This is a genomic window from Burkholderia sp. AU33423 (assembly GCF_002223135.1).
Lineage (GTDB): Bacteria > Pseudomonadota > Gammaproteobacteria > Burkholderiales > Burkholderiaceae > Burkholderia > Burkholderia lata_D.
This window is the reverse complement of sequence record NZ_NKFH01000007.1, coordinates 1,573,081-1,598,179: the sequence shown is the minus strand read 5'-3', so window position 1 is coordinate 1,598,179 and position 25,099 is coordinate 1,573,081. Positions and strand designations below refer to the sequence as shown.

At 68.1% G+C, this 25,099-nt stretch carries 25 protein-coding genes; 7 read left to right on the top strand and 18 right to left on the bottom strand.

All coding sequences use genetic code 11. The features are described 5' to 3' along the window. Positions 1-11: 11 nt before the first annotated feature. Together CFB50_RS25740 and CFB50_RS25735 are read right to left on the bottom strand one after the other, a co-directional pair. Positions 12-1,811: a methyl-accepting chemotaxis protein gene (locus CFB50_RS25740; protein WP_089447626.1), complete on the bottom strand. Its 1,800-nt coding sequence runs from the start codon at positions 1,809-1,811 to the stop codon at positions 12-14. A gap of 342 nt (positions 1,812-2,153) precedes the next feature. Further along, complete coding sequence (locus CFB50_RS25735; protein ID WP_089447625.1) at positions 2,154-2,408, bottom strand: DUF3562 domain-containing protein; 255 nt, start codon at positions 2,406-2,408, stop codon at positions 2,154-2,156. On the opposite strand from CFB50_RS25735, the gene CFB50_RS39640 reads away from it, so the two are divergent. Together CFB50_RS39640 and CFB50_RS25730 are read left to right on the top strand one after the other, a co-directional pair. Continuing rightward, positions 2,401-2,640, top strand: coding sequence for a hypothetical protein (locus tag CFB50_RS39640; RefSeq protein ID WP_179254226.1), 240 nt, complete (start codon positions 2,401-2,403; stop codon positions 2,638-2,640). The genes CFB50_RS25735 and CFB50_RS39640 overlap by 8 nt on opposite strands. 325 nt (positions 2,641-2,965) lie before the next feature. Continuing rightward, a complete protein-coding gene (locus CFB50_RS25730) occupies positions 2,966-3,400 on the top strand; it encodes a hypothetical protein (protein ID WP_089447624.1) in 435 nt (144 codons plus the stop codon). A 553-nt stretch (positions 3,401-3,953) separates the two neighbouring features. Here the strand turns inward: CFB50_RS25730 and CFB50_RS25725 are convergent. From CFB50_RS25725 to CFB50_RS25700, 5 genes are all read right to left on the bottom strand, one after another. Then, positions 3,954-4,889, bottom strand: a complete 936-nt coding sequence (locus tag CFB50_RS25725) for a universal stress protein (protein WP_089447623.1) — start codon at positions 4,887-4,889, stop codon at positions 3,954-3,956. 218 nt (positions 4,890-5,107) lie between these two features. After that, complete coding sequence (locus tag CFB50_RS25720; RefSeq protein ID WP_089447622.1) at positions 5,108-6,490, bottom strand: amino acid permease; 1,383 nt, start codon at positions 6,488-6,490, stop codon at positions 5,108-5,110. A 443-nt stretch (positions 6,491-6,933) separates the two neighbouring features. Further along, a complete protein-coding gene (locus tag CFB50_RS25710) occupies positions 6,934-7,959 on the bottom strand; it encodes a DedA family protein/thiosulfate sulfurtransferase GlpE (protein WP_089447621.1) in 1,026 nt (341 codons plus the stop codon). A gap of 185 nt (positions 7,960-8,144) precedes the next feature. Further along, positions 8,145-8,651, bottom strand: a complete 507-nt coding sequence (locus CFB50_RS25705; protein ID WP_089447620.1) for a cupin domain-containing protein — start codon at positions 8,649-8,651, stop codon at positions 8,145-8,147. A 370-nt stretch (positions 8,652-9,021) separates the two neighbouring features. After that, positions 9,022-9,492, bottom strand: coding sequence for a universal stress protein (locus CFB50_RS25700; RefSeq protein ID WP_069251543.1), 471 nt, complete (start codon positions 9,490-9,492; stop codon positions 9,022-9,024). A 324-nt stretch (positions 9,493-9,816) separates the two neighbouring features. Between CFB50_RS25700 and CFB50_RS25695 the strand changes: the two genes are divergently transcribed. After that, on the top strand, positions 9,817-11,925 hold the full coding sequence (locus CFB50_RS25695; RefSeq protein WP_089447619.1) for a PAS domain-containing sensor histidine kinase: 2,109 nt from the start codon (positions 9,817-9,819) through the stop codon (positions 11,923-11,925). Then, positions 11,922-12,569 (top strand): response regulator, encoded by a 648-nt coding sequence (locus CFB50_RS25690; protein ID WP_039367385.1) that lies wholly within the window; start codon positions 11,922-11,924, stop codon positions 12,567-12,569. Before CFB50_RS25695 ends, CFB50_RS25690 begins: the two co-directional genes overlap by 4 nt. Positions 12,570-12,636: 67 nt before the next feature. On the opposite strand, the gene CFB50_RS25685 is transcribed toward CFB50_RS25690, so the two are convergent. The 7 genes from CFB50_RS25685 to CFB50_RS25655 all read right to left on the bottom strand — a co-directional run bounded on the left by CFB50_RS25685 (position 12,637) and on the right by CFB50_RS25655 (position 20,900). Further along, on the bottom strand, positions 12,637-13,041 hold the full coding sequence (locus CFB50_RS25685; protein WP_089447618.1) for a lysozyme inhibitor LprI family protein: 405 nt from the start codon (positions 13,039-13,041) through the stop codon (positions 12,637-12,639). A 526-nt stretch (positions 13,042-13,567) separates the two neighbouring features. Further along, positions 13,568-13,897, bottom strand: a complete 330-nt coding sequence (locus tag CFB50_RS25680; RefSeq protein WP_089447617.1) for a DUF4148 domain-containing protein — start codon at positions 13,895-13,897, stop codon at positions 13,568-13,570. Between the two features lie 223 nt (positions 13,898-14,120). Continuing rightward, the gene (locus CFB50_RS25675) at positions 14,121-15,002 is read right to left on the bottom strand and encodes a PilZ domain-containing protein (protein WP_089447616.1); all 882 of its coding nucleotides are present in this window, start codon (positions 15,000-15,002) and stop codon (positions 14,121-14,123) included. A gap of 79 nt (positions 15,003-15,081) precedes the next feature. After that, complete coding sequence (locus CFB50_RS25670) at positions 15,082-17,670, bottom strand: penicillin-binding protein 1A (protein ID WP_089447615.1); 2,589 nt, start codon at positions 17,668-17,670, stop codon at positions 15,082-15,084. Positions 17,671-17,846: 176 nt separating this feature from the next. Next, complete coding sequence (lhpH, locus tag CFB50_RS25665; RefSeq protein WP_089447614.1) at positions 17,847-18,854, bottom strand: trans-3-hydroxy-L-proline dehydratase; 1,008 nt, start codon at positions 18,852-18,854, stop codon at positions 17,847-17,849. 65 nt (positions 18,855-18,919) lie between these two features. After that, positions 18,920-20,041, bottom strand: coding sequence for a branched-chain amino acid ABC transporter substrate-binding protein (locus CFB50_RS25660; RefSeq protein ID WP_089447613.1), 1,122 nt, complete (start codon positions 20,039-20,041; stop codon positions 18,920-18,922). Positions 20,042-20,162: 121 nt separating this feature from the next. Continuing rightward, positions 20,163-20,900: a FadR/GntR family transcriptional regulator gene (locus CFB50_RS25655; RefSeq protein ID WP_089447612.1), complete on the bottom strand. Its 738-nt coding sequence runs from the start codon at positions 20,898-20,900 to the stop codon at positions 20,163-20,165. A 262-nt stretch (positions 20,901-21,162) separates the two neighbouring features. On the opposite strand from CFB50_RS25655, the gene lhpI reads away from it, so the two are divergent. The 3 genes from lhpI to CFB50_RS25640 all read left to right on the top strand — a co-directional run bounded on the left by lhpI (position 21,163) and on the right by CFB50_RS25640 (position 23,467). Beyond that, entirely contained in the window at positions 21,163-22,098 is a 936-nt protein-coding gene (gene lhpI, locus CFB50_RS25650; protein ID WP_089447611.1) for a bifunctional Delta(1)-pyrroline-2-carboxylate/Delta(1)-piperideine-2-carboxylate reductase, read from the top strand. A gap of 168 nt (positions 22,099-22,266) precedes the next feature. Further along, a complete protein-coding gene (locus tag CFB50_RS25645; RefSeq protein ID WP_069251532.1) occupies positions 22,267-22,671 on the top strand; it encodes a response regulator transcription factor in 405 nt (134 codons plus the stop codon). Positions 22,672-22,687: 16 nt separating this feature from the next. Continuing rightward, positions 22,688-23,467, top strand: coding sequence for a helix-turn-helix domain-containing protein (locus tag CFB50_RS25640; protein ID WP_089447610.1), 780 nt, complete (start codon positions 22,688-22,690; stop codon positions 23,465-23,467). Positions 23,468-23,520: 53 nt separating this feature from the next. Here the strand turns inward: CFB50_RS25640 and CFB50_RS25635 are convergent, their stop codons facing one another. From CFB50_RS25635 to CFB50_RS25620, 4 genes are all read right to left on the bottom strand, one after another. Continuing rightward, positions 23,521-23,871, bottom strand: coding sequence for a metal ABC transporter ATPase (locus CFB50_RS25635; protein WP_089447609.1), 351 nt, complete (start codon positions 23,869-23,871; stop codon positions 23,521-23,523). A gap of 155 nt (positions 23,872-24,026) precedes the next feature. Continuing rightward, positions 24,027-24,266 carry a UDP-glucose 4-epimerase gene (locus tag CFB50_RS25630; RefSeq protein WP_069251529.1) on the bottom strand — a complete coding sequence of 80 codons (240 nt, stop codon included), beginning with the start codon at positions 24,264-24,266 and terminating at the stop codon, positions 24,027-24,029. A gap of 16 nt (positions 24,267-24,282) precedes the next feature. Continuing rightward, positions 24,283-24,573, bottom strand: coding sequence for a DUF1488 domain-containing protein (locus tag CFB50_RS25625; protein WP_069251528.1), 291 nt, complete (start codon positions 24,571-24,573; stop codon positions 24,283-24,285). Between the two features lie 122 nt (positions 24,574-24,695). Further along, positions 24,696-25,094 (bottom strand): DUF488 domain-containing protein, encoded by a 399-nt coding sequence (locus tag CFB50_RS25620; protein WP_011355271.1) that lies wholly within the window; start codon positions 25,092-25,094, stop codon positions 24,696-24,698. Positions 25,095-25,099 lie beyond the last annotated feature (5 nt).

The following is a 25,099-nucleotide window of genomic DNA, read 5'->3' as shown; positions in this document are numbered from 1 at the left end:
CACCAGCCGCGTCAAGCGACCTTGAACCGCCCGACCGTGGTCGCCAGCGCGTTCGCCTGCGACTGCAGCGCGGTCGCGGCGGCAGTCGACTGTTCGACGAGCGCCGCGTTCTGCTGCACCATTTCGTCGAGCTGCGTGACCGCGCGATTCACTTCCTGGATGCCGCGCGTCTGCTCGTTCGCCGCGTGCGTGATCTCGGAGATGATCGTCGTCACGTTCGACACGTTGGACACGATCTCGCGCATCGTGTCGCCCGCCTGACGCACCTGCCCGGACCCGGCCGACACGCTCGCGACCGTCGATTCGACCAGCACCTTCACTTCGCGTGCGGCCTGCGCGCTGCGTTGCGCGAGGCTGCGCACTTCCTGCGCGACGACCGCGAAGCCGCGGCCCTGCTCGCCCGCGCGTGCCGCTTCGACGGCCGCGTTCAGCGCGAGGATGTTGGTCTGGAACGCGATCCCGTCGATCACGCCGATGATGTCGCCGATCCGGCCCGAGGCTTCCTCGATCTTCTCCATCGTCGCGACGACGTCCGACACGACCACGCCGCCGTGCGACGCGATCCGCGACGCGGCCGCCGCGCGTTCGTCGGCCTGGCCGGCGGCGGCTGCCGATTGACCGACCGTCGCCGTGATCTCTTCCATCGATGCGGCCGTTTCCTCGAGGCTCGCCGCCGCCGATTCGGTGCGCGACGACAGGTCCTGGTTGCCCGCCGCGATCTCGTTCGCGGCCGTGCGCACCGATTCGCTCGCGTCGCGGATTTGGCGCATCACGTCGTTCAGCTTGTCGACGAAGGTGTTGAACGAGCGGGCGATGTCGGCCACTTCGTCACGTCCGTCGGCCGGCAGGCGTTGCGTCAGGTCGCCGGCGCCCGAGCCGATCGCGGCCATGGCCTGGCGCACTTGCGACAGGCGGCGGAACGCGGTCGCGGTGATCGCGCCGATGATCAGCGACGCCACGCCGACGATCACCAGCAGCGTGATCAGCGAAGCGGTCAGCAGCGAGCGCATCCCGGCCGTCGCTTCGCTCTTGTCCAGCAGCACCAGCGCGTACCAGTCCGTGCCCGGCACGGGGCGCGCACGCACCAGCTTCGCGTCGCCGCCGACACTCACCTCGACGGGCGCGGTCGCGGCCGCGATCGTTGCGCCGTTCGTCGCGCCGAGTTCGGGCGACACATCGGCAACCGGCTTCAGCGTGAGCTTCGCGTCCGGGTGGGCAACCACGTGGCCGTTGCTGTCGATCAACATCCCGAAGCTCGCGGGCGTCGGGTGGATCGTCTTCACGTTCGCGATCACGGTGTCCATCGAGACGTCCGCCGCGACGACGCCCTTCAGCGCGCCGTCACGCAGGATCGGCACCGCGAACGTGACGACGAGGTTGCCCGTGCCGGCGTCGACGTACGGCGGCGTGACGACCGGCTTGCCGGCCTGCGCGGCCTGCTTGTACCACGGGCGGCCGGTCGGATCGTAGTCGGGCGGAATGCCGGTCGGGTCGGAGAAGTGGAACGCCTTGTCGGCGTAGCCCGCGTAGACGTTCGTGAAACCGCCGGCCGTGGCCATCTGCTTGAACACCGGCAGCGGATCGGGCGTCAACGCGGCATCCTGCAGCGACGAGATCATCCGGCTCCGGGTGGCGACCCAGTCGGCGATCCCGACCACGTGGCCGCTGGCGACGGAGGTCAGGTTGCGGTCGATCGCGTCGTCGTTGTACGAGCGCGCGATGAAATAGTTGATGAGCGTGGTGGCGACCAGCGCGAATACGACGATGGCAATACACGCGGCAAGGATGCGGGCGCGGATGGACGAGAGCATGGCAACGACTCGGTAAGGGAGCGCGAACGCCCGGTGGACGAATTCACCGGGTAAACGGCAATCGCGCCACTTACTTGAGGCCGCCGTGACAATTCAGTGAAACGTATGACAAAACGCAGGGCTGTTGTTAGCGGATCGTCAGGATGATCGCGCTGCACGGCGCCGTGCGCGCACCGCCGGCGGACGCGACGACGGCACCGTCGATCCCGGGCACGGCGATCAAACAGGGCGTTGGAACGGGCCGGTTCGCTGTCGACCGACGCATGAATGTCGATCAGGATCCGGCCCTGGCCCGGCGGCGGATCGTGTCACGGCCGCGGCATCAGCCGCGGCGCCCGCCCGTCACAGGCGATGGCTCGGACGCGGATCGGCGTCCGCGGATGGCGCATCGGCACGTGTGTCGTCGTGGAGATCGTCCTGCCGGCGCATCCGTTCGCGCAGGTGCCGGATCGCGAATACGTGGATGTAGTCGTGCACCCGCGCGTCGGACGACAAGACGCGTACTTCGTCATCGAGCATCGCGCGCAACTGATCCGAACCGATCGCGCGCTGTTTGGCGGCTTCCTTGAGTGAATCGAGCATATTGTCCTTGGACATCGACGGACTCCTGACGGTCGAGGAACGAAAAGAAGAAGGTACCGGAAGCTTAAAGACTGAATGGCGGCGCGGCGTGCGATGCGCCGGCGCGTGTTTGCGCGCGATCAACGGCCCGTTGTGTGCCGCCGTGCCGATCCGTCCCCGAACCGGCCGCGCAAGATTCGCGGCGCAAACTGCCCGCGAACGAAACTGGAAGCCCTGCCACGCCACCCCGGGGCGCGGCATCGGCTGACACAGGCTGACGATGGAACGCCGCCCGACGCCGATGCACTGGCCAAGTTAGACCGGTCGAAATCATGCGTCAAGCGATCTCCTCCCCGCGCTCCCCATTCGTCCGAACGAACGGGCCGGCGAGTCGCCGGGATGGTGGATCGGCCGACTGGCGTGTCAGCGGATTCCGATAGGCGCCGCGCAATACCTGACAGCGACTTCAGCGCGCGCTGCTTGGCAGCGCACGGGCGCGACACGATACTGATGACATGGACGAAACGTTCATACGGGTCATCGCTCAGCCGGCCGTCGAGCCGGCATGCGGGGCCTGGCGCAGGAGACCAACCATGACACATCGCAACTTATCGGGCCGGGACGGCCAGCGGCGCGCGTCGGGCAAAGCGCGCGCCCTGCCCACCCAGGCCGTGTCGGCCGGCAACCTTCCGTCCGACAATATCGACACCTTGCTTGCGCTCGCACGCGAAGCCGGATTGCTCGTCACGCTCGACGGGCAGATCGGCCGCGAAAAGTACCAGAGCGTCGCGGGCTCGGTGCTCGCGTTGCAACGGTTCGCCGCGGCACTCTGCGCGCGGGCCGCACCCGACGCGCCGGCCGATGCCGAGCCACATCGCAAGGCGCGCCCCGGCTGGCCGCATGCGAACCGCCTGCGCCACCGCACGTGCAGCGCGTGCGCGCCGCTGCATGTCGGGCGCCAGCGTCCGCGGGTGCGGCGCGGTGCCGGCCGACAGCACGACCTGCGGTCGATGCTTCGCTGCACCTGAGCATGCAAGCAGCCGTTGTCCGGCACAGGGGCCGTGCAACGGCTGAACATCTCGCAACGTCGGCAGTGCCTGCCGCCGCACGCCGTGCCTGTACGACAACGGCGCACATGCCGCGACCCTCACCGATCCGCATCGGCGCCAACGTGCGCCATCACGCATCATGACGTGCCGTTCGACACGGCCGTAATGACGACGATTCCTGCGGGGAAAGCAATCCAGACGGGGCCAACTACAACACGAACGAGGAAAGCGGACGGGGTAACTTGCACCCCGCCCGTCCTCCAAGGCAACCGTGGCTGCCTACCCTCGTGCCGGAGAGTTCTCGGTCGGATGACGCGCCGTGCATCGCACGTTGCGGCTCCGGAAATTGATGTAACGGCTGTGAATGCACCGTCGATCATCGCCACCAATACGCGTGTTGCGGCGTGGCTGTGCGGTACATGCATGACAGACCGGCTGCGTTGCCGGATGTTTCGTCAATGTCTCACGCGCGAGGCGCGCCGTTTCTGATGCAGGTCAAGCCAAGCCTGCTTCGATCGCGACACCGCGCGATTCATTCGGTGCCGCGCACGAGCAGCACCGGCACCTGTGCGAGATGCGCAATGCGGCGCGCAACGCTGCCGATCAGCCAGGCGGCGATGCCGCGCCTGCCATGCGTGCCGACCACCAGCAGTTCGGCGCGCCAGTGCACGGCGTCGCGCATCAGCGCATGGGCCACGTCGTCGCTGGTCGGGCGGGTTTCGACGACACCGCGCTTGCTCGGGTTCCCGGTCGCATGGAACAGCGGGCCGATCTTCGCGAGCGCATCCTCGCCCTCCGCGCGATAGGCATCCTCGAGCGCGCGCACCGGCACGATATCCGTCAGACGAACCGCGCGATCGATCACGTAGGCCGCGTACAGCAACGTCGTCGGCGTCGCGAAGCCGAGCCCGACGCGCACCGCGTGCAGCGACGGCTCGCTGCCGTCGACCGCGAACATCAGCCGCTGCAGGCCGCCGTCCGACGGCCGTACGTAGTCTGCCGGCACGATCAGCAAGGCGCAGCGCACGCGTGTCGTCAACGTGTCCGACATCGCGCCTTCGACGAGCCGCAGCAGCCCGTGATGCGGATTCGCGCCGACCATCAGCACGTCCGCATGCCATGCCGACGTATCGCTCACCAATGCATCGGCCACTGAGCCGCCCGTCACCGACGTGTCGATGATGGCCTGCTCGACCTCGATCCCGCTGTCGGCGAACATCGCCGCGATCCGTTCGTTGACGGCTTGCGCCTCGCGCATCATGTCCTCGCGCGCGGACGTCAGCAGTGCGTCGATGCGCGGAATGTCGGGCAATACGAGGCGCGGGTTGTCGATGGCGCACATGATGCGCAATCGCATGCCGGGGCGCAGCAGCGTGCGCGCATAGCGCGCGGCGGACAGCGATTCGGGCGTCGGATCGACGGCCAGCGCGATCCGCGCAAGCGTCGCGATGGGCTGGGCAGGCTGCATGGCGAAGGCCTCCGTGCGTGCGCGTCGTCGCGGAACGACGACGGGAGCTTCGCGCGGAAGCGGCGCACGGCGGCCGGACCGCCGCCGCGGTCGCGGCGGTCACGGGGATCGGCGGGTTGCCACGCGAAGCGCGGACAATCGATTCGTTCAGCATAGGTCGTCCGGCCCGCGCGTGCATGATCGCGATCAAGGGTCGCGCGGGCCCCTGCCCGTGCTGCTTACGACTTCGTCGGCACCGATGCCGCCGGACGGTTCGCGTAGAACAGCGCATACGTGATGCCGAGCAGCACGATCCATACCGGCCCGATCACGAGCGCGACGCGCGTGTCGGGCGTGAATGCCATCAGCACGACGACCAGCACCAGAAAGCCGAGCGCGACGAACGAACCGAGCGGATAGAACGGCACGCGGATCGGCAGGCGCGCGATCTTGTCGGCCGACAGCGTGCGGCGAAAGCGCATCTGCGCGATCAGGATCACGCACCACGTCCAGATCGCGCCGAACGTCGACACCGACGTGAGCCACGTGAACACGTGCTGCGGCGCGAGATAGTTGAGCAGCACGCCGATCAGCAGCAGCGCGACCGACACGATCACGCCGTACACCGGCACGCCGTGGCGATTGACCTGGCCGAGCTTGCTCGGCGCCTGGCCCTGCTGCGCGAGGTTATAGAGCATCCGCGCGGTGCTGAACAGGCCGCTGTTGCACGACGACAGCGCCGCGGTCAGCACGACGAAGTTGATGATGCCGGCGGCGGCCGGGATGCCGAGCCGCGAGAATGTCATCACGAACGGGCTGCCCTGGGTGCCGATCTGGTCCCACGGATACAGCGACATGATCACGAACAGCGCACCGATGTAGAAAATCAGCACGCGCCAGAACACCGAATTCACGGCCTTCGTCAGCGACTTCTCCGGATTGCGCGCCTCGCCGGCGGTGAGGCCGAGCATCTCGACGCCGAGATACGCGAACATCACGATCGGCAACGCGGCGACCACGCCGTCGATGCCGTTCGGCATGAAGCCGCCGTGCGCCCACAGGTTCGACAGGCCGATCGCGACACCGCCGTTGCCGATCCCGAACGCGATCATCAACCCGCCGCCGATGATCATCAGCACGATCGTGACGATCTTGATCAGCGCGAACCAGAACTCGAATTCACCGTACAGCTTGACCGCGATGAAGTTCACCGAGCCCATCGCCATGAGCGCCGCGAGCGCCCAGATCCAGTTCGGCACGCCGGGGAACCACATGTGCATGTAGACGCCGACCGCCGTGATTTCCGCCATGCAGGTGACGATCCACACGAACCAGTAGGTCCAGCCGGTCAGGTAGCCGGCGAGCGGCCCGAGGTAGTCGCGTGCGTAGCGGCTGAACGCGCCGGCGACGGGATTGGCGATCGCCATCTCGCCGAGTGCGCGCATGATCAGGAAAATCGCGATGCCGCCCAGCAGGTAGGTCAGCAGGATGGCCGGGCCGGCGACGCGGATCGCGGTGGCCGAGCCGAGGAACAGGCCGACGCCGATCGTCGCGCCGAGCGCCATCAGGTTGATGTGCCGCTCTTCCAGCCCTCTATGCAACTGGTCTTCTGGTTGTTTCAAGTCCGTCTCCTGGCAGCCGTGAACGAGCCGCCGTCATTGTCGATGTCAATGCGCGACCGTTCATGCCGATCCCGGCATGCCGAAAACGAAATAATCTCCGCCGTCGTTTTCTAAATTAGAAACGACACGGATACTGCGTCAATCCGACAGGAATCGCCGCGGATTATCCGTATGTTCCGGAACAATCCGGAAAACGGATCGGGCCTTTCACGGAATACGCCCGTGCGGCCCGTTCGACGCGGCTGTGCGCGTAACGGACGGCGACGGGATCAATCGCTTTCGGCGTGAACGAACACGCGTCGAATGTGCGCTATCAGGCGCACGCAATATGCAGGCGGGATTATAGGGAGGAGAAGCCGTTTCACGCCAGTCGATTTTCATCAAAATCGCGGGACGTGAAACCGGTAGTGGAATTCGAATGCGCGCGACTCTCGCGCGCGGATTTATTTCGACAGCGTCGCGCGCACCGTATATTCGCCTTCGATCGCAGCGTGATCCGGCCGCACGAAATAACGCGACGCATCGAGATCGGCCGGCATCGGCTCGACCGGATAGCCGTGCTTTTCCCACGCATCGAGTCCGCCCTTCAGCGCGCGGATGTTGTGGATCATCTTCTTGCGCTGCATCTTCGCGATCAGGCGCTTCGCGGTGGCCTCGTTCGGGCACACGCAATAGACGACGATCGGCCGCTTCAGCATTTCCGGATCGAGCAGGTCCGGCGAATCGAGATCGACCGGCACCGCGCCGGCGATCCGGTACGGTTCGCGCTCGCGGATCGCTTTCGGCCGCGCGTCGAAGATCAGCGGCGGCTCGTCCGACGTCATCATCTCGACGAGCTGCGGCGGCGAGATGCGCACCTGCGCGAGATAGCGGCGGAACTGCACGCGACGCACCCAGCGGTACAGCAGGAACGTGATGAAGATCGCGAGGAATGCATCGAGGATCGTGCCGCCGCTCGCGCGCACCCACAGCACGAACTGGACGATCTGGTCGTGAATGGCCGCGCCGCCGACCAGCCAGAACGCGGCCCACAGCGATGCGCCGGCCAGGTCCCAGAACAGGAACACGCCGACGCCGATCGCGGTCGTGCCGAGCAGTGGCGCCGACACGAGGCCGAGGCCCGGCAGGAATTTCGACAGCACCAGCAGCGGCGCGCCGTATCTTTCGAATACGTTACGTGCGAAACGCAGCGTCGTGTCGAGCGACAGCGAGAAGCGCACGAGGCCGTTCAGCAGGCGCCGGCCGCGCGTGCGGCCCATGAAGAACCACAGCGAATCGGCCAGCATCGTCGCGCCGATTGCCGCCGCGAACATGCTGACCCAGGACGCCTGCCCCATTGCCGCCATCGTGCCGCCGAGAATCAGCATCGGCACGGCCGGCACCGGCACGCCGAGCTGCGTGATCAACACGCTCGCGAACACGGCCCATGGGCCGAGCGACGATGGAATAGCGATGGGAAAGTGCCACACGGCGGCGCTCCTGGAGGGCATGCAGCCGTGCGACGAGGGCCGTCGGCACCGCTGGGCAACGGCTGCCGCGGCACGCCCGCGGCCGACCCGATGCACCACGGCATTCTAAACGGGTTTGGCCGCGACCGCGCGGAACACGCACCGTCGGCACGGGCTTCGCGCCCTTGGCGGCACCGCCGTGACCGTCACATGTCCGTGCGCTGGGCGAGCTGCCCGACGTGTTCCGCGTAGTCGGGAAACGAGGCGGCCAGCGCGGCCGCGTCGGCCAGTTCGAATTCCGCGAACTCGAAGCCCGGCGCCACCGTGCAGCCGACGAGCGCGACGTGCTCCGGCGCCGCGCAGCGCGCGCCGAACCAGCTTCCGGCCCGGACGACCGCCTGGAACACGGTGCCCGGATGCGTGAGCGGGTTGCCGAGCCGATGGATCGTCAGCCCGTCGCGCTCGTCGAGCACCCACACTTCGATCGGGTCGCCCGCGTAGAAATGCCAGACTTCGTCGGAACGGATCCGGTGCCACGACGAATACGCGCCGTCGCACAACAGGTAGTAGATCGCGGTCGACGCGGCGCGTGGCGCGCCGTCGGCCGGACGCACGACCGAATCGGTTGCACGGTAGGTTTCGCGGAAATAGCCGCCTTCGGGATGCGGCTGCAGGTCGAACTGGCGAATCAGGTCGGTAGCGGAGATCGGCATGGCGGATGACGTCGGTAAGGTAAGGAACCGGGCACCCGGCGTACGGCCTCGCTTCGCTCATCGCGAGCGCGACCGCATATCGCCGGATGCTGCTGCGTCGATCGCCGCGGCCATGCGCGCGGCGAACAAGCGGACACCGGTCGATGCTGCCAGAACTGCGTGTCGGGATGCAACCGCCGGCACGCGATCGCGCCCGTGAAGGGGCATCGGGCATGCTGCCCTCGCGCGGCCAATGTGACGGCAGCGACAGCCGCGCTCACATGCCGCGCGGCGTGCGTTTCCGTTTCATCGGGCGGTCATCCGACGAATGCGCGAGACGGTCGCCGCCCGCGACCGCCCGTGCGTCAACGTCGGCGCGTTGCCGCGTGCGTCACGCAGTCGCCGCCGTACCCGGCTCGTTGTGCCGCACCAGCAGCACGGGCCGGTCGGCCGCGCGCAGCAGCGATTCGGCGACGCTGCCGAGCAGGAGCCGGCGCAGGCCATGCCGCCCGCTCGTGCCCATCACGATCAGGTCGGCATCGGCTTCGGCAGCCGTGCGCATCAGCACGGTGGCGACATCCTCGCCGTACGCGTCGAGCGCGCGCACGGTGCCCGACACATGCTCCTGCGCGAGCACCGCCTTCGCATCGTCGAGCACCGGCGTCACGGCATCGGTCGCGGCCGCATCGCCTTCGCGCGCGGCAGCGAAGCCCGCATCCACGTCGACGAGCTGCGGTCGGTGCTCGACGACATACGCGCAGGTCACTTCACCGCCGGACGCCGCCGCGATCCGGATCGCCTCGTTCAGCGCGAGACGCGCGCTCGGGCTGCCGTCGAGCCCGACGAAAATCCGCTTGTACATGGTCCGTCCCTCCGACCGGGCACGCATCGCGCGTCGCGCGACGGCGGCCCGTTATCGCCCCCCGGCCCGGTGCCGGGTGGCCTGCCGAACAGTCTGCCCCACGTGCCGACGCGCCCGTTGATGCGCGTCAAAGCGCGGCCGGCGCGCCCGCTGCTTCCCGCCGGTTGCCGCAATTTCTAGTGGCCCCATTACAAAAAACGTGTAAATCGCGCACAATTTCATCTTGAAAATAGACGTTGCGTGCAGCCGGTGCGAGTTTTACCCGGTTTTGCTGTGCTGCTCCCGGTGCCAGCGAGCAGCCCCTGACAACAGAATGCCAATCGAATGACCGCAAGTGGAACCCGGACGCGTGACACCCGAGGGCCCACGCGCCTCCAGATCATGTTACGCCAGCCGCTCGCGGCCGGCGTCGTTGCACTGTGCGCCGGCGCCGTGCTGTCGCTCGGCGTCGCGCTGCTCGTGCGCGAGCAGTGGCAAGGCGCCGTCCATACGCGTTTCGAACGCCGCACGACGCACGTGACCGCGATGCTCCGCCACGAGCTGCAATCCGGCGCGGCCGTGCTCGAAGGCGCGCGCGGCGCGTTCAGCCTCGTCCCGGGCATGACGCCCGAACAATGGCGCCGGTATGCGGAGATGCTCGACCTCGACAGCGGCCGCTCGCCGGTCCGCCAGATCGGCTATGCGCCGCTGCCGCCCGCGACGCGCACCGCCCTCGCCGGCGCGAAGCCGGTGCCGGCCGGCATGCTCGCGACCGCCGCGCTCAGCGCACCGGCGTCGAATTCACCGGTCGTGCGTTTCGGCGCGTCCGACGCGGCGCCGCTCGGGCGCGCGCTGCAGACCGGCGACGTCGCGCTCGGCGTCCACCCGGCCGACGACGACACGTCGCGCGACGCCCGCACCTTCACGCTGTTCCTGCCGGTTGCCGCGTCACCGCATGCTGCCGCCACACCGCCCGGCCCGCGTGAAACCGGCGCCGACGGCGTGCTGTTCGCGGCGTTGAGCCCGCGACGCCTGGTCGAGCGGGCGCTCGACGCGGAACGCGGGATCGACGTATGGATCACCGCCGGCGGCGACCGGCGCGCGATCGTCAGCGTCGAAACGACGACCGACGAGGCGTCGGCTTCGCCCGACCTGATGCGGCGCACCGACGAACTGAATTTCGGCGGCACGGTGCTGACGCTCGCGTATTCCGCGGATGGCCGCCCGAGCGCCACCGGTGCGCAACGCGCGGCCGGCACCGTGCTCGCCGCGGGGTTGATCGCGTCGATCGCATTCGCGGTGCTGATCCATGCGCTGCTGCGCGCCCGCTCCGCCGCCGATTCGGGCGCGAGCAGCCGCGGCATCCTCAACGAGGCGCGGATGATGGGCATCATCCGTTCGTCGATGGAAGCGATCATCACGATCGACGAAAAGCAGACGGTCGTGATCTTCAATCCGATGGCCGAGCAGGTGTTCGGCGTGTCCGCGATGGAAGCGATCGGCGCGCCGCTGTCGCGCTTCATTCCCGAGCGGTTCCGCGCCGCGCACGCCAGGCACGTCGACCAGTTCGGCGTGACGGGCGTGTCCGAGCGGCAGATGGGCCGCCAGCGGGTGCTGTTCGGGTTGCGCGCCAACGGCGAGGAGTTCCCGATCGAGGCGTCGATCTCGCAGATCCGCGACGCGTCGGGCAAGCTCTATACGGTGATGCTGCGCGACATCACCGAGCGGCAGCGCGCCGAGAACGCGCTGAAGCAGTCGCGCGAGGAATTGCGCGAACTGTCCGCGAACCTGCAGAACGTGCGCGAAGAGGAAAAGACCCGCATCGCGCGCGAATTGCACGACGACCTCGGCCAGCAGCTCACCGCGCTGAAGATGGATCTGTCGGTGATCGAACAACAGCTGCGCGTGCCGGGTCGCATACAACCCGACGAAGACGTGCAGACGCACCTGCAGGGCATGCGGCGGCTGATCGACACGACGGTCGCGTCGGTGCGGCGCATCGCGGCCGACCTGCGGCCCGTGATGCTCGACGATCTCGGCCTCGTGCCCGCGATCGAATGGCTCGCGAACGATTTCACGAACCGCTACGGAATCGATGTCGAACGGCACATCGAAACCGGCGGGCTCACGTTCACCAGCGCGGGCGCGACCACGTTGTTCCGGATCGTCCAGGAAGCGCTGACGAACGTCGCGCGTCACGCGGATGCGACGCGCGTCGCGCTGCGGCTCGACGTCGAGGAAGGCTTCTGCGTGCTGCGCGTCGCGGACAACGGCCGCGGCTCGGTGCCCGGCGGTCCGACCCATGAAGACAAATCGTTCGGCCTGATCGGCATTCGCGAACGCGCCCACATGCTGGGCGGCACCGTGACGATCGACACCGCGCTCGCGCGCGGTTTCTCGATCACCGTCGCGCTCCCGCTCAGTACCGTCCAACAGGAAACGCTCATCTCATGATCAAGGTGCTCATCGCCGACGACCATACGCTCGTACGCGACGGTCTGCGACACATCCTCCAGAACGCCACCGGATTCGAGGTGGCCGGCGAAGCCTGCGACGGCCCGTCGACGATCGCGCTCATACGCGCCACGCCCGCGCAGGTGCTCGTGCTCGACCTGTCGATGCCGGGCCGCAACGGCGTCGAGCTGATCAAGCAGATCAAGGACGAGAAGCCCGCGCTGCGCGTCCTCGTGCTGACCATGCACGCGGAGCAGCAATACGCGGTGCGCGCGTTCCGCGCCGGTGCGTCCGGGTACCTGACGAAGGAAAGCGCGAGCGCCGAGCTGGTCGGCGCGGTCACCAAGGTGGCGTCAGGCGGCGTCTACGTGAGCCTCGCGATGGCCGAGCAGTTCGCGCAGAGCCTGAACGAGCCGGCCGAGACGCTGCCGCACCAGCGGCTGTCCGACCGCGAATTCGATGTGTTCCGGCGGATCGCAGCCGGCCAGACGCTGACCGAGATCGCCAACGCGCTGTGCGTGAGCGCGAAGACGGTCAGCACGTACAAGACGCGGATCCTGGAAAAGATGCAGATGCCGCACGAAGCGGCGCTGGTGCGTTACGCGATGCGGCACAAGCTGCTCGACGAAACGGACGACGTGTAACGGACGGCGTCCGGCAGCGGCGGGATGGCAGGTGCCGCCGGCCGGGCGGCGCGCCCCGCTTACCCGCTTACTTGGCCGCCACGGGGCACGCGAGATCGCCTTCCTCGCACGACAGATAGCCCTTCAGCGTTTCGGTGCGCAATTTCGTCAGATCGTCGAGGCAGGTCGACACGACCATCGGATACGCGCTGCCGCCCTCGGCGTTCGTGCTGGAGAAGTTGCATTCGGCATCGCGGTACGCGATCCACGCACGCTGCGCATTCACGAGTTTGTCGGCAAGCGGGCGCGCATCGCGCAGGCGCGCGGTGACGGCCTGGTAGGTCCGGTTCAGTTCCCCGTCGGATTTCTTGTACGCGCGATCGGCGCACGCCGTCATCGCCGCCTGATCCGTCGCGTCGGCACAATTCGCCTGCGCGTGGGCGACGTTCGCCGCCAGCGCGAGCGAGCACAGCAGACCAGTCAAGACACGCATGGATGCTCCTTGTTGTTCGTTGAAGTCGTGGAACCCGGTGCGTTGCCGCGCCCCGTTTGCATCGGCCACCCTGCCACGGTGACATCGACCGCGATGCTAGCGCACGCGCGGCGGATTGTCAGCGGGCGCCGCGCGACCGGCGGCCGCCAGGGTTGGTTCGCCACCGGCAGCTAACGCTCGAAGAACGGCGTCACGTCGAAGTAGTCGTGTCGGGACTGCCCGCTTGCGTCCGTCGCCGCCATCTCGTCGTATCGACGGTCGCCCTTCCGATCAGCGCCTGGCCGGTCACACGAAGCTGTTTCACCGCCAGCCACGATTGCGCTTCATTGACGGCGACCACATGAACGGCCTCTCGGGCGTCAACCTGTCGCCGCTGTGCGCGATATCCTGCGTTACGCCCTCCATTGCGCCGAACATCGTTTCCGAAACGTTTCGGCGCAAAAAAGCCCGCACTCGAATGAACCGGGTGCGGGCTTTCCGATACGGCTGAGACAGCGGCCCCGAAGGCCGCCATCCGGGAACGGGCTTAGTGGCCGAAGAACACCGACGAGCGGTCGGTTGCGGCCGGCACGACCACGCGCTGACCCGACTGCGACGCCGCGGCAGCGTTCGAACCGTAGCCCGTTGCATCCGCTTGCGCACCGGTGTTCTGTGCGGCGGCGATCTTTGCCTGTGCGGCCTGGATGTTTTCCGGGTAGTTCATCCAGTCGTTCGGGTTGTAGCCGGCCTTTTCGAGCTGGACCAGCTCGGCGCGCACTTGCGCGCGCGTCAGCGGCTGCTGGTTCGATTGGGCGAACGAGACGACCGGTGCGGCCACCAGGGCGGCCAGTGCAACTGCCTTGATCAGCGATTTCATGATGCGTTACCTCCAGAATTGTTTTGTCAGGCGCTTCGGACTCGGGGTCGTTGCGCATGAGTAGAAGTCTAGGAGGCGGCGCTATCAGGGTAAATACTTAAATCGCGAATTCACTGTTGACGGAAACCAGACAATCGCCACGGAATACACCGAATCATCAGACGATTATCGGCATTCACGCACTGAATACCGTGGCACGGCGCCCGGTGCGCCCAGCCCTGCATCAGCGCCGCCGGTCGGTATCCGACGACGCCATCAGCCGGTCGAACAGCAGCGCCTTGAGGCGGATCAGGTCGTCGGCGCCGGTCTCGCCGAAGGCCGCATGGTGCAGCGTCAGCGCGGGCGCCGCCGGATCGGCATGGACGGCCCGCACCGTGCCGTCGAGCGCCAGCAGCTCGACCCGGTCGCCCGCCGCGTACGGAAGCTGCACGCGCACGGGTTCGCCGATTGCGGCGATTGGCCGGTCCACGGCAATCGACAGGCCGCTCAAGCTGACGTCGTGCACCATCCCGATGCCTTCCGCCCCCTCCGACCCGCCCGCGCAGCAGGCGGCGATCCGCACGGGCACGCGCGGCTCCGCGCGCGTGCGCAGCCGGTCGACGAAGCCGGGCGGCGACAGCACCAGGAACCGCGACGCACCCGCCACCTGCACCGACTCGACCGTCGCGCCGAAACGCGACACCGCGGCACGGCCGATCGCCACGGCCTCGATGTCGTCGCCACGCGCGAAGTCGAGCGTGGCCGCCGGCTGCGGCTCGACGAACAGCGCGCCCGAAGCGGCGATGCCGATCAACCGGCAGCGCTGCAGCCCGCGGGTCGTGCCGACCCGGCGGCGGATGCCGATCGAAGCCCCCGCCGACAATCCCATCCGCGGCGTGTGAGGCGCCTCGTCAGGCACGCGCGTCTCGGCCGCGGCTTCGGCGTCGTCGCGCCGCCGTACCGGCCGGAAATGGTCGAACAGGAAGGCATGCTGCGCGGCATCGCGCAGCGTCGTGCCGGCCGGCAGCAGCGCGGCGCCGTCGGCATCGTAGAGATCGAAGCCGAGCGGGACGCCGGCGGCGAGATCGTCGCGCGTGAGCGGGACGTAGTCGGTAGATAGCCTCATCGGGGCGGCGCGGAACGCCCGCGCGAGCTGTCATGACAACATGATTACGGCAGCATCGCGCGAGTTCTGAACGGCACCGTTACTGCGAGGCGCCGGTTGCGTCGGGCGCGGCCGGTACCGGCGCCTGGGACGGTGGGGCCGAAGGAGCGGCAGCCGGTGCGGCGCCGAGGCCCGCGCTGCCTCCGCCCGCCGCGCTCGCCCCCGCGGGCGGCTGCGCGGGTTGCGGCTGCGATGCGCCTGCCGACAGCGCGGCGGCCGACGCGGCCACTTCGGACGCCGGCACCCATTCCTCGACGATGCCGCCCGATGCCGCTTCGGGCGCCGAGGCAGCCGATGCGGCCGAGGCCTCGCCGGTATCAGCCTCGGGCGCCTGCTCCACCCGCTGCGTCCTGACCGGTGCGGGCGCCTTCCTCGCCTCGGGCGGGAACCACGTATCGAACAGGTCCGTCGCGCGTTCGCGCAGCGACGCGAACCAGCCCGGCGACGGCTCGGTGTCGAATTTCGCCTTCGTATCGACGATCCGGGCGCGCTGCGCACGCTGGAAGAAATCGCCGACGATCGGCAGCGCACTGTGCGCGCCCTGCCCCCAGTAGTCGCTGCGCAGCGTCACGCGGCCGTCGTCGAAACCGACCCACGCACCGGCCACGAGGCCGGGCTGCATCAGGATGAACCAGCCGTCCGCGTTGTCCTGCGTCGTGCCCGTCTTGCCGGCCACGTCGCCGCGGATCCCGAAGCGGGTGCGGATGCTGCCGCCCGTGCCGCGCGTCACGACGTCGCGCATCACGCTGAGCAGCGTCTTGTCTGTTTCGGCGTCGAGCGCGCGCTCGGGGGGCGCCGGCGCGTATTCGGCGAGCACGTCGCCCTGGCGGTTCTCGATGCGCGTCACCATCTGCGGCTCGACATACAGCCCGCCGTTCGCGATCGTCGCGTACGACGCAACCATCTCCTTCAGCGTGACCGGGCTCGTGCCGAGCGCCAGCGACGGCACGCGTTCGAGCGGGCTTTCGCGCACGCCCATGTCGCGTGCGAGCCTGGCCACGGCAGCCGGCCCGACTTTCTCCATCACCTGCGCGGTGATCCGGTTGCGCGACAGCGCGACCGCGTCGCGCAGCGTCATCGGTTTACCGGTCGGCGGCACGTCGTCGTTCGGCCGCCAGATCTCGCCGCCCTTCAACGGGATCTCGACCGGCTGGTCGATGAACGTGTCGTCCGGCTTCATCCCGTTCGCGAACGCGACGCCATAGACGAACGGCTTGAACGTCGAACCCGGCTGGCGCCGCGCCTGCGCGACGTGGTCGAACGGTTCGTTGGTGAAGTCGCGGCTGCCGACCCATGCGCGGATCTGCCCGTCGCGCGGATCGATCGCGAGGAAGCCGGCCTGCACGTCGGTCTTCGTCTTGCACAGCGCGCGCAGGAAGCCGCGGTCGGCCGCGAGCAGCTTCATCGCGGCCGCGTCGTCCTTGCCGGCGTCCTGCGCGGCCTTGTACTCGGGCGACTCGCGCATGAAGGTGCGGAACACCTCGTTGTCGGTGCCGCAGCCGTCGCGGCCGCTCCACGCGTTGTTCGCGATGCCCTGCAGCTGGTTGCCCTGCAGCGTGAGCGCCTGCGTCGCCATCTGCTGCAGCCGCGAATCGATCGTCGTGCGCACGATCAGCCCGTCCGAGTAGATGTTGTAGTCGTTGCGGTCGGCCCACGCGATCAGCCATTTGCGCAGCTGCTGCGCGAAATGCGGCGCCGGCCCCGGCGGCTCCTTCTGGCGCTCGAAGTCGATCCGCAGCGGCCGGCGCTGCAACTGCGCGAACTGCGCGGGCGACAGCTTCCCGTACTTCACCATCTGGCCGAGCACCGTATTGCGCCGCTGCAGCGCGCGCTCCGGGTTCAGCACCGGGTTGTAGTAGCTGTTGCCCTTCAGCATCCCAACCAGCGTCGCGCTGTCGAGCACGTCGAGCTCGTCGGCCGACTTGTCGAAATAGGTGCGCGCAGCCATCTCGACGCCGTACGCGTTGTACAGGAACGGCACCGTGTTCAGGTAGGTTTCGAGGATCTGGTCCTTGCTGTAGACCGCCTCGATCTTCAGCGCGGTGATCGCCTCCTTCACCTTGCGCGTGAGCGTCGGCGCGCGGCCGATCTCGTCCGGATACAGGTTGCGCGCGAGCTGCTGCGTGATCGTCGAGCCGCCCTGGCGGCTGCCCGAGAACGTGTGGAGCGCGGCCGACGCCGTGCGCTTCCAGTCCAGGCCGTGATGCTCGTAGAAGCGGTGATCCTCGGTCGCGATCAGTGCGTCGACCATGTGCGGAGAGATCTGCTTGAGCGACACCCACTCGCGGTTCGACGGCTTGAATTCGGCCAGCAGCTTGCCGTCGGCGGACAGCACCTGCGCGGGCTGGTCGACGCGTGCCTTGCGGATGTCGCCGATGCCCGGCGTGAACGGGATGAGCACGACCACGTACACCACGAACAGCGCCGGCACGGCGGCGCCGGCAAGCAGTACGCCGCGGCGCGTCGGGTGGCGGACATGGTGCCACGCGGTGGCGGCGAGAGGCTTGACCCGCGCGACGGCGGCAGCCGCGACGGGTAGGGCGCGCGCGACCCATCTGGCACAGAAGGCACGCACTGACGACACGTTTCGGCGATTCACGCGGGTGGAGCTCGGCTGAAAAGGCTGCATCGTACCAAACTCGCGCGGGATGCCGGACTGCGATGGCGTGGCGGCGACACACGGGGGGGCCGGCTGTGCCGGCGGTCCACACGCAAAAAAGGCGCGTGCCCCGCAACGGGAACGACGCGCCAAACCTGGTACTACAACCGGGAAGCCGTGCGACGGCGGCCGATCGGCGCGGCCGCTCAGCGCACGAGAAAACCGTAGGTCAGCGGATCGCGCTCGTCGACGATCCAGTTCGCGAACCCGCAAATATGGGCGCTGCCCTCCACTTCCGGAATCACCGCCGGGATGTCGCCGACCGTCGTTTCACGCAGCACGCGCCCCTTGAAGACCGTGCCGACGATCGATTCGTTGACGAGCGTGTCGCCGGCCGCGAGCCGCCCGCGCTGGTAGAGCTGCGCAACCCGGCCGCCGGTGCCGGAGCCCGTCGGCGACCGGTCGACCTCACGATCCGCGAACACGCAGCAGTTCGCCTGCGTCGAGCCCGGGTGGCGCGGCGCATTCGCGATGATCGTGCCGTAGATGTGGTTGATTTCCGGGATCTCCGGATGCACGACCGGGTACTTCGCGTTCGCGGCGGCCTTCACTTCCGCGCCGAAGCGGATCAGTTTCTCCACCGCCGCTTCGCGCACCGGCAGGTCGAACGGCGCACCGTCGACGTAGAAATAGAACGCGCCGCCGTACGCGATGTCGCCGGTCACGGTGCCGAACGACGGCGTCTCCACCGACACGTCGCGCTGCCAGATGAACGACGGCACGTTGACGAAGCGCACGGGCCCCGCATGCTCGCCGTCCCACTTGACGAACGCTTCGATGAAACCGCACGGCGCGTCGATGCCGACCCGCGTTTCCGGCACCGTGCGCTGCACCCAGCCGAGCTCGACCGCCGCGGTCGACAGCGCGATCACGCCGTGTCCGCAATGATCGCTGTAGCCCTCGTTGTGCACGAAGATCACGCCGAAATCCGCGTTCGGCGACACGGGCTCGGTCAGGTAGCCGCCGTACATGTCGGCGTGGCCGCGCGGTTCGAACATCAGCGCGCGGCGGATCTCGTCGGCGTTTTCCTTGAGCCACGCGCGGCGCTGGACGATCGTGTCGCCGGGCGCGCGCGGCAGCCCGCTCGTGACGATGCGGAACGCTTCGCCGCCGGTATGGACTTCGACGGTGGAAAGGGATCGGGAAATTTTCATGGGGGAATCGAAAGCGTTGAAACGAAGAACGGCGGCCGCGCCGCCGTCCGATGGCAGGCTGGCCGTTACTTCGCGTACGGTTCCGGCAGGCCGTTGCGGATCACGTAGACGGTGGTCGGCGCGCCCTTCAGGTCGCCGTTCGCGTCGAACGAATAGGTGCCCGCGACGCCCGCGTAGTTCGACTTCGCGAGCTGCGCGATCAGCTTCGCCTTGTCGGTGGTCGTGCCGGCCTTGACCATCGCGTCGGCGAGCAGCTTCATCCCGTCGTAGTAGTTCACGCCGTAGACCTGCGTATCGGTGTGATACGTGTCGTGGTACTTCTTCAGGAATTCGCGCCCGGCCGCCGTCTTCTCGAGCGCGACGCCGCCCTGCGCGCAGTAGACGATCGACGCCGCGTCGCCCGCGACCTTGCCCATGTCGGCCGAGCAGATGCCGTCGCCGCCGAGCAGTTTCGCGCGCACGCCGCGCTGCTTCATCTGCTTGGCCATCGGCGCGCCCTGTGCCGCATAGCCGCCGAAGAAGATCACGTCGGGGTTGCTGGCCTTGATCTTGGTGAGAATGCCGAGGAAATCGGTGGCCGAGGAACTCGTGAACTCCTGGTCGACGATCTTGATCCCGTTCGCCTTCGCGACGTTCATGAACTGCTCGGCCACGCCCTGCCCATACGCGGTGCGATCGTCGATCACGGCGGCGGTCTTCGCGTTCAGCGTCTTCGCGGCGAAAGTGGCCATCGTACCGCCGAGCTGCTCGTCGCTCGCGCCGATCCGGAAGATGTTCTTGAAGCCCTGCTTCGTCAGTGCCGGGTTCGACGCCACCGGCAGCATCGGCACGCCGGCAGTCGAGTACACGCGCGAGGCGGGAATGGCGACGCCCGAGTTGTACGGCCCGAGCACCGCGACCACGCCCTTGTCGACGAGGTTCTGTGCGACCTGCACGCCGGCCTTTGGGTCGGCCTGGTCGTCGTCGGAGACCAGTTTGAAGGTGACGGTCTTGCCGGCGACCTTGATGCCGGCCTTGTTGAGTTCGTCGACGGCCAGGCGCGCGCCGTTTTCATTGTCCTTGCCGTTCGCGGCCTGCGGGCCGGTCAGCGGTGCCGAATGGCCGATCATGACGACTTCCTGCGCATGCGCGGAAGTCAGCGCGCCGGCGGCGATGGCCACCGAGAGCGCGGTAACGAGATGTCGCATGATGTCTCCTGATTGGTTTTGTGTGAAACCAATGTAGGATACGCGTGGTCACCATGCAAGCAATTTCAAAATAAAAATGTCGATTCTGGTCATTTTTCAGACCAGAACGAACCCGATGCGGTCACTTCGGCGCGATGTCGCGCCGCACGCGGAGGATGTGCTGCTCGACATAGAACGCCGCCGCTTCGGCGTCGCCGGACACGATCGCCTCGTAGATCAGCCGGTGTTCGGACACGTAGAGCCGGATCCGGCCCGCGTCGTAGATGCCGTCGTCCTTCAGCCGTTTCCACAGCGGCTGATCCATCGTCTTCGCGACTTCGTCCGCGATCTTCACGATCAGCGCGTCGCCGGTCATCAACGCGAGTTGCCGGTGGAACAGCCGGTCGCTCTCGTTCCACAGCGCGCGCTGGTGCGGATCGTCGACGTCGGTAATGGTTTCCATCTGGGCCAGATAGCGTTCGGCGCCCGGGTCGGCGCGGCCGTGCGCGGCTGCGAGGCGCGCGATCGCGGGCTCCAGGATCAGCCGCACGTCGAGCGTCGACGTCGGGCTGAAATCGGGTTCGGACGCCCGGTGCATGTCGCCGCGCTGCGCGAGCACGTCGAGCGGCGACGCGACGACGTAGGTGCCCGAATTGCGCTTCGTGAACACCAGCCCTTCGTTCTGCAGTGCGCCGAGCGCCTCGCGCACGGCCGGCCGGCCGACCTGGAACAGCCCCGCGAGCTCGCGCTCGGACGGCAGCCGCGACTCGGCGGCATAGCGCCCCGCGCGAATTTCGTCGCGGATTTTCTCGGCCACCTGCTCGTAGATCTGCAGCGGCCTGAAACCGCCTTCGAGTGTGTCGGGACGCGCGGACATCATCGTATGGCTCCTGCCCGGTCGCGGGCGTGAATCTGGAATGGGTTCGCACTATACCGGAGCGCGCCGGCATCGAGGCCATGACGCCCCTTCTGGACAGATATTAGAACCAAAACTGGCGAGGCGCTTTATTTTCTGGGTTGCGGGTGGGCCAGCAAGTGGTATAGATTCGATCCACACTGCCTGTGTCACGGTATCCGGCAGCTCTGTGGCGGGCGTGGCATGCGCCCGTCGTCCACGCTCACCGACGCATACGACGTACACGATGACCGCTCTTTCCCCGATTCCCGTTTTCGATGCGGCCGACACGGCCGCGCTGCTCGACTACCCGGCGCTGCTCGCCACGCTCAGGCAGGCCGTCGCCGACTATGCGGCGGGCGAGATCGTCAGCCCCGAACGCCTGGTCGTGCCGCTGCAGGCGGGCGGCGTGATGCTGTCGATGCCGTCGAGCGCGCGCGACCTCGCGACCCACAAGCTCGTGAACGTGTGCCCGGGCAACGGCGCGCGCGGGCTGCCGACGATCCTCGGCCAGGTCACCGCCTACGACGCGACCACCGGCGAGATGCGCTTCGCGCTCGACGGCCCGACGGTCACCGGGCGCCGCACGGCGGCCATCACCGCGCTCGGTATCCAGGCGCTGCATGGCGTCGTGCCGCGCGACATCCTGCTGATCGGCACCGGGAAACAGGCGGCCAATCACGCGGAAGCGCTCGCCGCGATCTTTCCCGAAGCGCGCCTCCACGTGCGCGGCACGCGCGCCGACAGCGCAGCGGCGTTCTGTGCCGCGCACCGCGCGCAGGCGCCGCGTCTCGTGCCGCTCGGCGGCGACGCGATTCCCGATGCGATCGACGTGGTCGTCACGCTGACGACGAGCCGCACGCCCGTCTATCGCGAAGCCGCGCGCGAAGGCCGGCTCGTGGTCGGCGTCGGCGCGTTCACCGCGGACGCGGCCGAGATCGACGCGAACACGGTGCGCGCCAGCCGGCTGGTCGTCGACGATCCGGCCGGCGCGCGCCACGAAGCCGGCGACCTGATCGTCGCGCAGGTCGACTGGCAGCACGTCGCGTCGCTCGCCGACGTGCTCGGCGGCGCATTCGACCGCAACGGGCCGCTGCTGTTCAAGAGCGTCGGCTGTGCGGCGTGGGATCTCGCCGCGTGCCGCACAGCGCGCGATGCGCTGGCTGCGCGCCAGGCCGGCTGACCCGGAAACTTCCTCCTTCAGCCGCGCTCGCGGCACCGCCACCCCGGGGCCCCTCCGGCGATTTCCCGTACGCGTTGTAGGAATCGCCCTACAACGCGTCGCAGCGGCCTACATCAACTTCCAATTCGGCCGATTTCATTTTCGGCGGCGCAACACGATACTGCCGGCATGAATGCCAGCCCGTTACCCGCCGCGCTCCGGGTGTTTCTCGTCGATCACGCCGTCGCCGTCCGGCAGCGGATCGCGCTGCTCGTCGGCGCGATCCGCGGTGTCGCCGTCGTCGGCGAAGCGGAAGACGGCCAGGATGCGTGGACGCAGATCCGCAGCAGCCAGGCGGACGTGGTGATCGTCGACCTGCGGCTGGCGGACGGCAGCGGCCTCGACCTGATCGGGACGCTGTCGAAGGCCGCGCCGCGCATCGTCACGATCGTGCTGACGAATCACTCGGCGCCGGCATTCAGAGAGGCATGCGCGTTGGCCGGAGCCGACTACTTCTTCGACAAGACCGTCGAATTCGACGCCGCATGCCAAGTCATCGAATCCCTGGTGCACGCTCGCGTGCACCGCCCCTGACGAGCCGGAGTGACTCATGTCCACAGCCACCCCCTGCGCCGCCGACGTATCCATCGCGCCTCGGCCGACGATTCCGCTTCGCGCGGTCACGCGCGCCGACGCCGCCAAACATCCCGCCGCGCGCTGCTCGGTGTGCGCGATGCGCACGATGTGCCTGCCGCCGCACCTGACCGCGGCCGAATACAGCCGCCTCGACTCGATCATCTGCACGACCCGGCAAGTGCGCCAGGGCGACGCGCTGTTCCGCATCGACGATCCGTTCCAGAGCATCTATGCGGTGCGCGCGGGTTCGTTCAAGACGGTGATGATGCATCGCGACGGCCGCGAGCACGTGACGGGCTTCCAGATTGCCGGTGAAACGCTCGGGATGGACGGCATCGGCGGCGGCCGGCATTGCTGCGACGCGATCGCGCTCGAGGACAGCGTCGTGTGCATCATCCCGTTCGGTGCGCTCGAAGCGGCGTGCCGCGAGATCAAGCCGATGCAACACTTCCTCTACCAGATGCTCAGCAGCGAGATCGTCCGCGAATCGAGCCAGATGCTGCTGCTCGGCACGATGTCGGCCGAGCAACGCGTCGCGCATTTCCTGCTGAACCTGTCGTCGCGCTTCGAGGCGCGCGGCTATTCGGCGACGGAATTCAACCTGCGGATGACGCGCGAGGAAATCGGCTGCTATCTCGGGATGAAGCTCGAAACCGTGAGCCGGATGTTCTCGCGGTTCCATCGCGAAGCGCTCGTCGAAACGCGCGGCAAGCGCGTGCGCATCATCGACTCGCAAGCGCTCGCACGGGTCTGACGGGCCAAGGCTACGCCTGGCTGGCCGCCCGCGCGACGCCGCGCGGCGATGCATCAGTGCACCGCACCGCCGGCCACCGCGTCGCGCAGCCCCACCCTTGCACCGCCCGCCTGGCACGCGATCAGCGCCTGTTCGGCCTGCGCGAACGCGCGGCGCAGCGCGTCGTTCAGGTCGTCGCCGACGCACGGCGGCAGCGGAATCAGCGCCGCGTCGTGCGTCACGAGGTCGAGCCGCACGTCGTACCGGCGCGCGCCACCGGCGGCGGCACGCGATTCGATCGCGAGGTGGCAACCGCGGATCAGCGCGCGGAACCGATCAAGCTGCACCAGTTGCACGCCGGCTTCGGCTTCGACCGCGGCGGAACCCGCGAATCCAAGGTAGACGATCTGCATGCCCACGCCCATGTCGTGTCTCCTGACGGGGCCGCCCGCTCGTCGACCGCCTTGCATGTGCCGCCCGCACCGAAAGGCGGCGGCACGTGTTGCCCGTGGCCCGGCGCGATTTCTGCGATCGCTGCCCGGCCGATAGTCTGCCCGCGCCGTCGCCGGCGCGGGTCCGTTCATACGTTGAAGGTCTGCGACGTCTTCATCTCGATCCAGGTCATGCCGGCCCGCAACCCTTCGATCATCGCCTCGCGCTCGGTCGGATACGCATGGCTGTGCTCGAACGTATGATGAAAACGTGCGGCGCCGGTGCCGTGCTCGACCGACACGCGGCAGCGGAATTCGCCCGATTCGCACGGGCGCGTCTCGACTTCGACGGACCAGTCGCGTTCGTGAATGTTGCCTTGCAGTGACATGCGCCCTCCTGCGGTATCAGTCTTCGAGCCGGAAGTGGCCGCTGTGCAGCAGCACCGGCCGGCCGCCGATTTCCTCGAGCATGCGGCGTGCCATCGCCTCGATCGCCGGCCGGTGCGCGTCGAATGCGGCCAGCAGGTCCCGTTCGAGCAGCGACGGCGCGCCGAAATGATCTTCCAGCGCCTCGGCCGTAACCGCGCACTGTACGCAACGTCCGTCGACCAGTGCCGAAAACGCCACGACCAGGTCGCGTGCGCAATATTCGGGTGGTTCCGGCGGGAAGGTAATCTGCATCTGTCCGCCTGTCATCGTCGTGATGGCTCCATGACAAGAGCATAGTGGCGCACGCGCCCGCACGCTTGACCCACGTCAACCGGTTCGCTGCGCCGCACGATCACGGCGCGGCTGCACGATGCCGCTACAACCGGCTTTCAGCCCGCGTCGGGCTCGATCGCCGCGCCGCGCTCCGCGAGCAGCTCGCGCAGCACGCTGCGGTGGCAATGGCGCTCGTCGTCGCAATAACAGCCGATCGAAAACGCGGTGGTCGCCGACAGCGCCGCCAGCAGGTCGAGCACCTTCGGCGCATCGCCATGCGCCATCTCCGCGCGGAAGTGACGGCGGAACGCGTTCCATTCGGCATCGGTTTCAGCGGCCTGCGCCTGTGCGACGAGTTCCGGGCTCGGCGACAGCGTCGGCAACCATACATCATAGTAGTTGCGCGACGCGAATTCCGCCTTCGGCACGCCGCGCGGCGGCCGCCGCACCGTTCCGATCCGCAGGCCCTCGCCGGCCGCGCGCGGCGTGCCGAGCTGGATGATCCGGATCCCCATGTTGC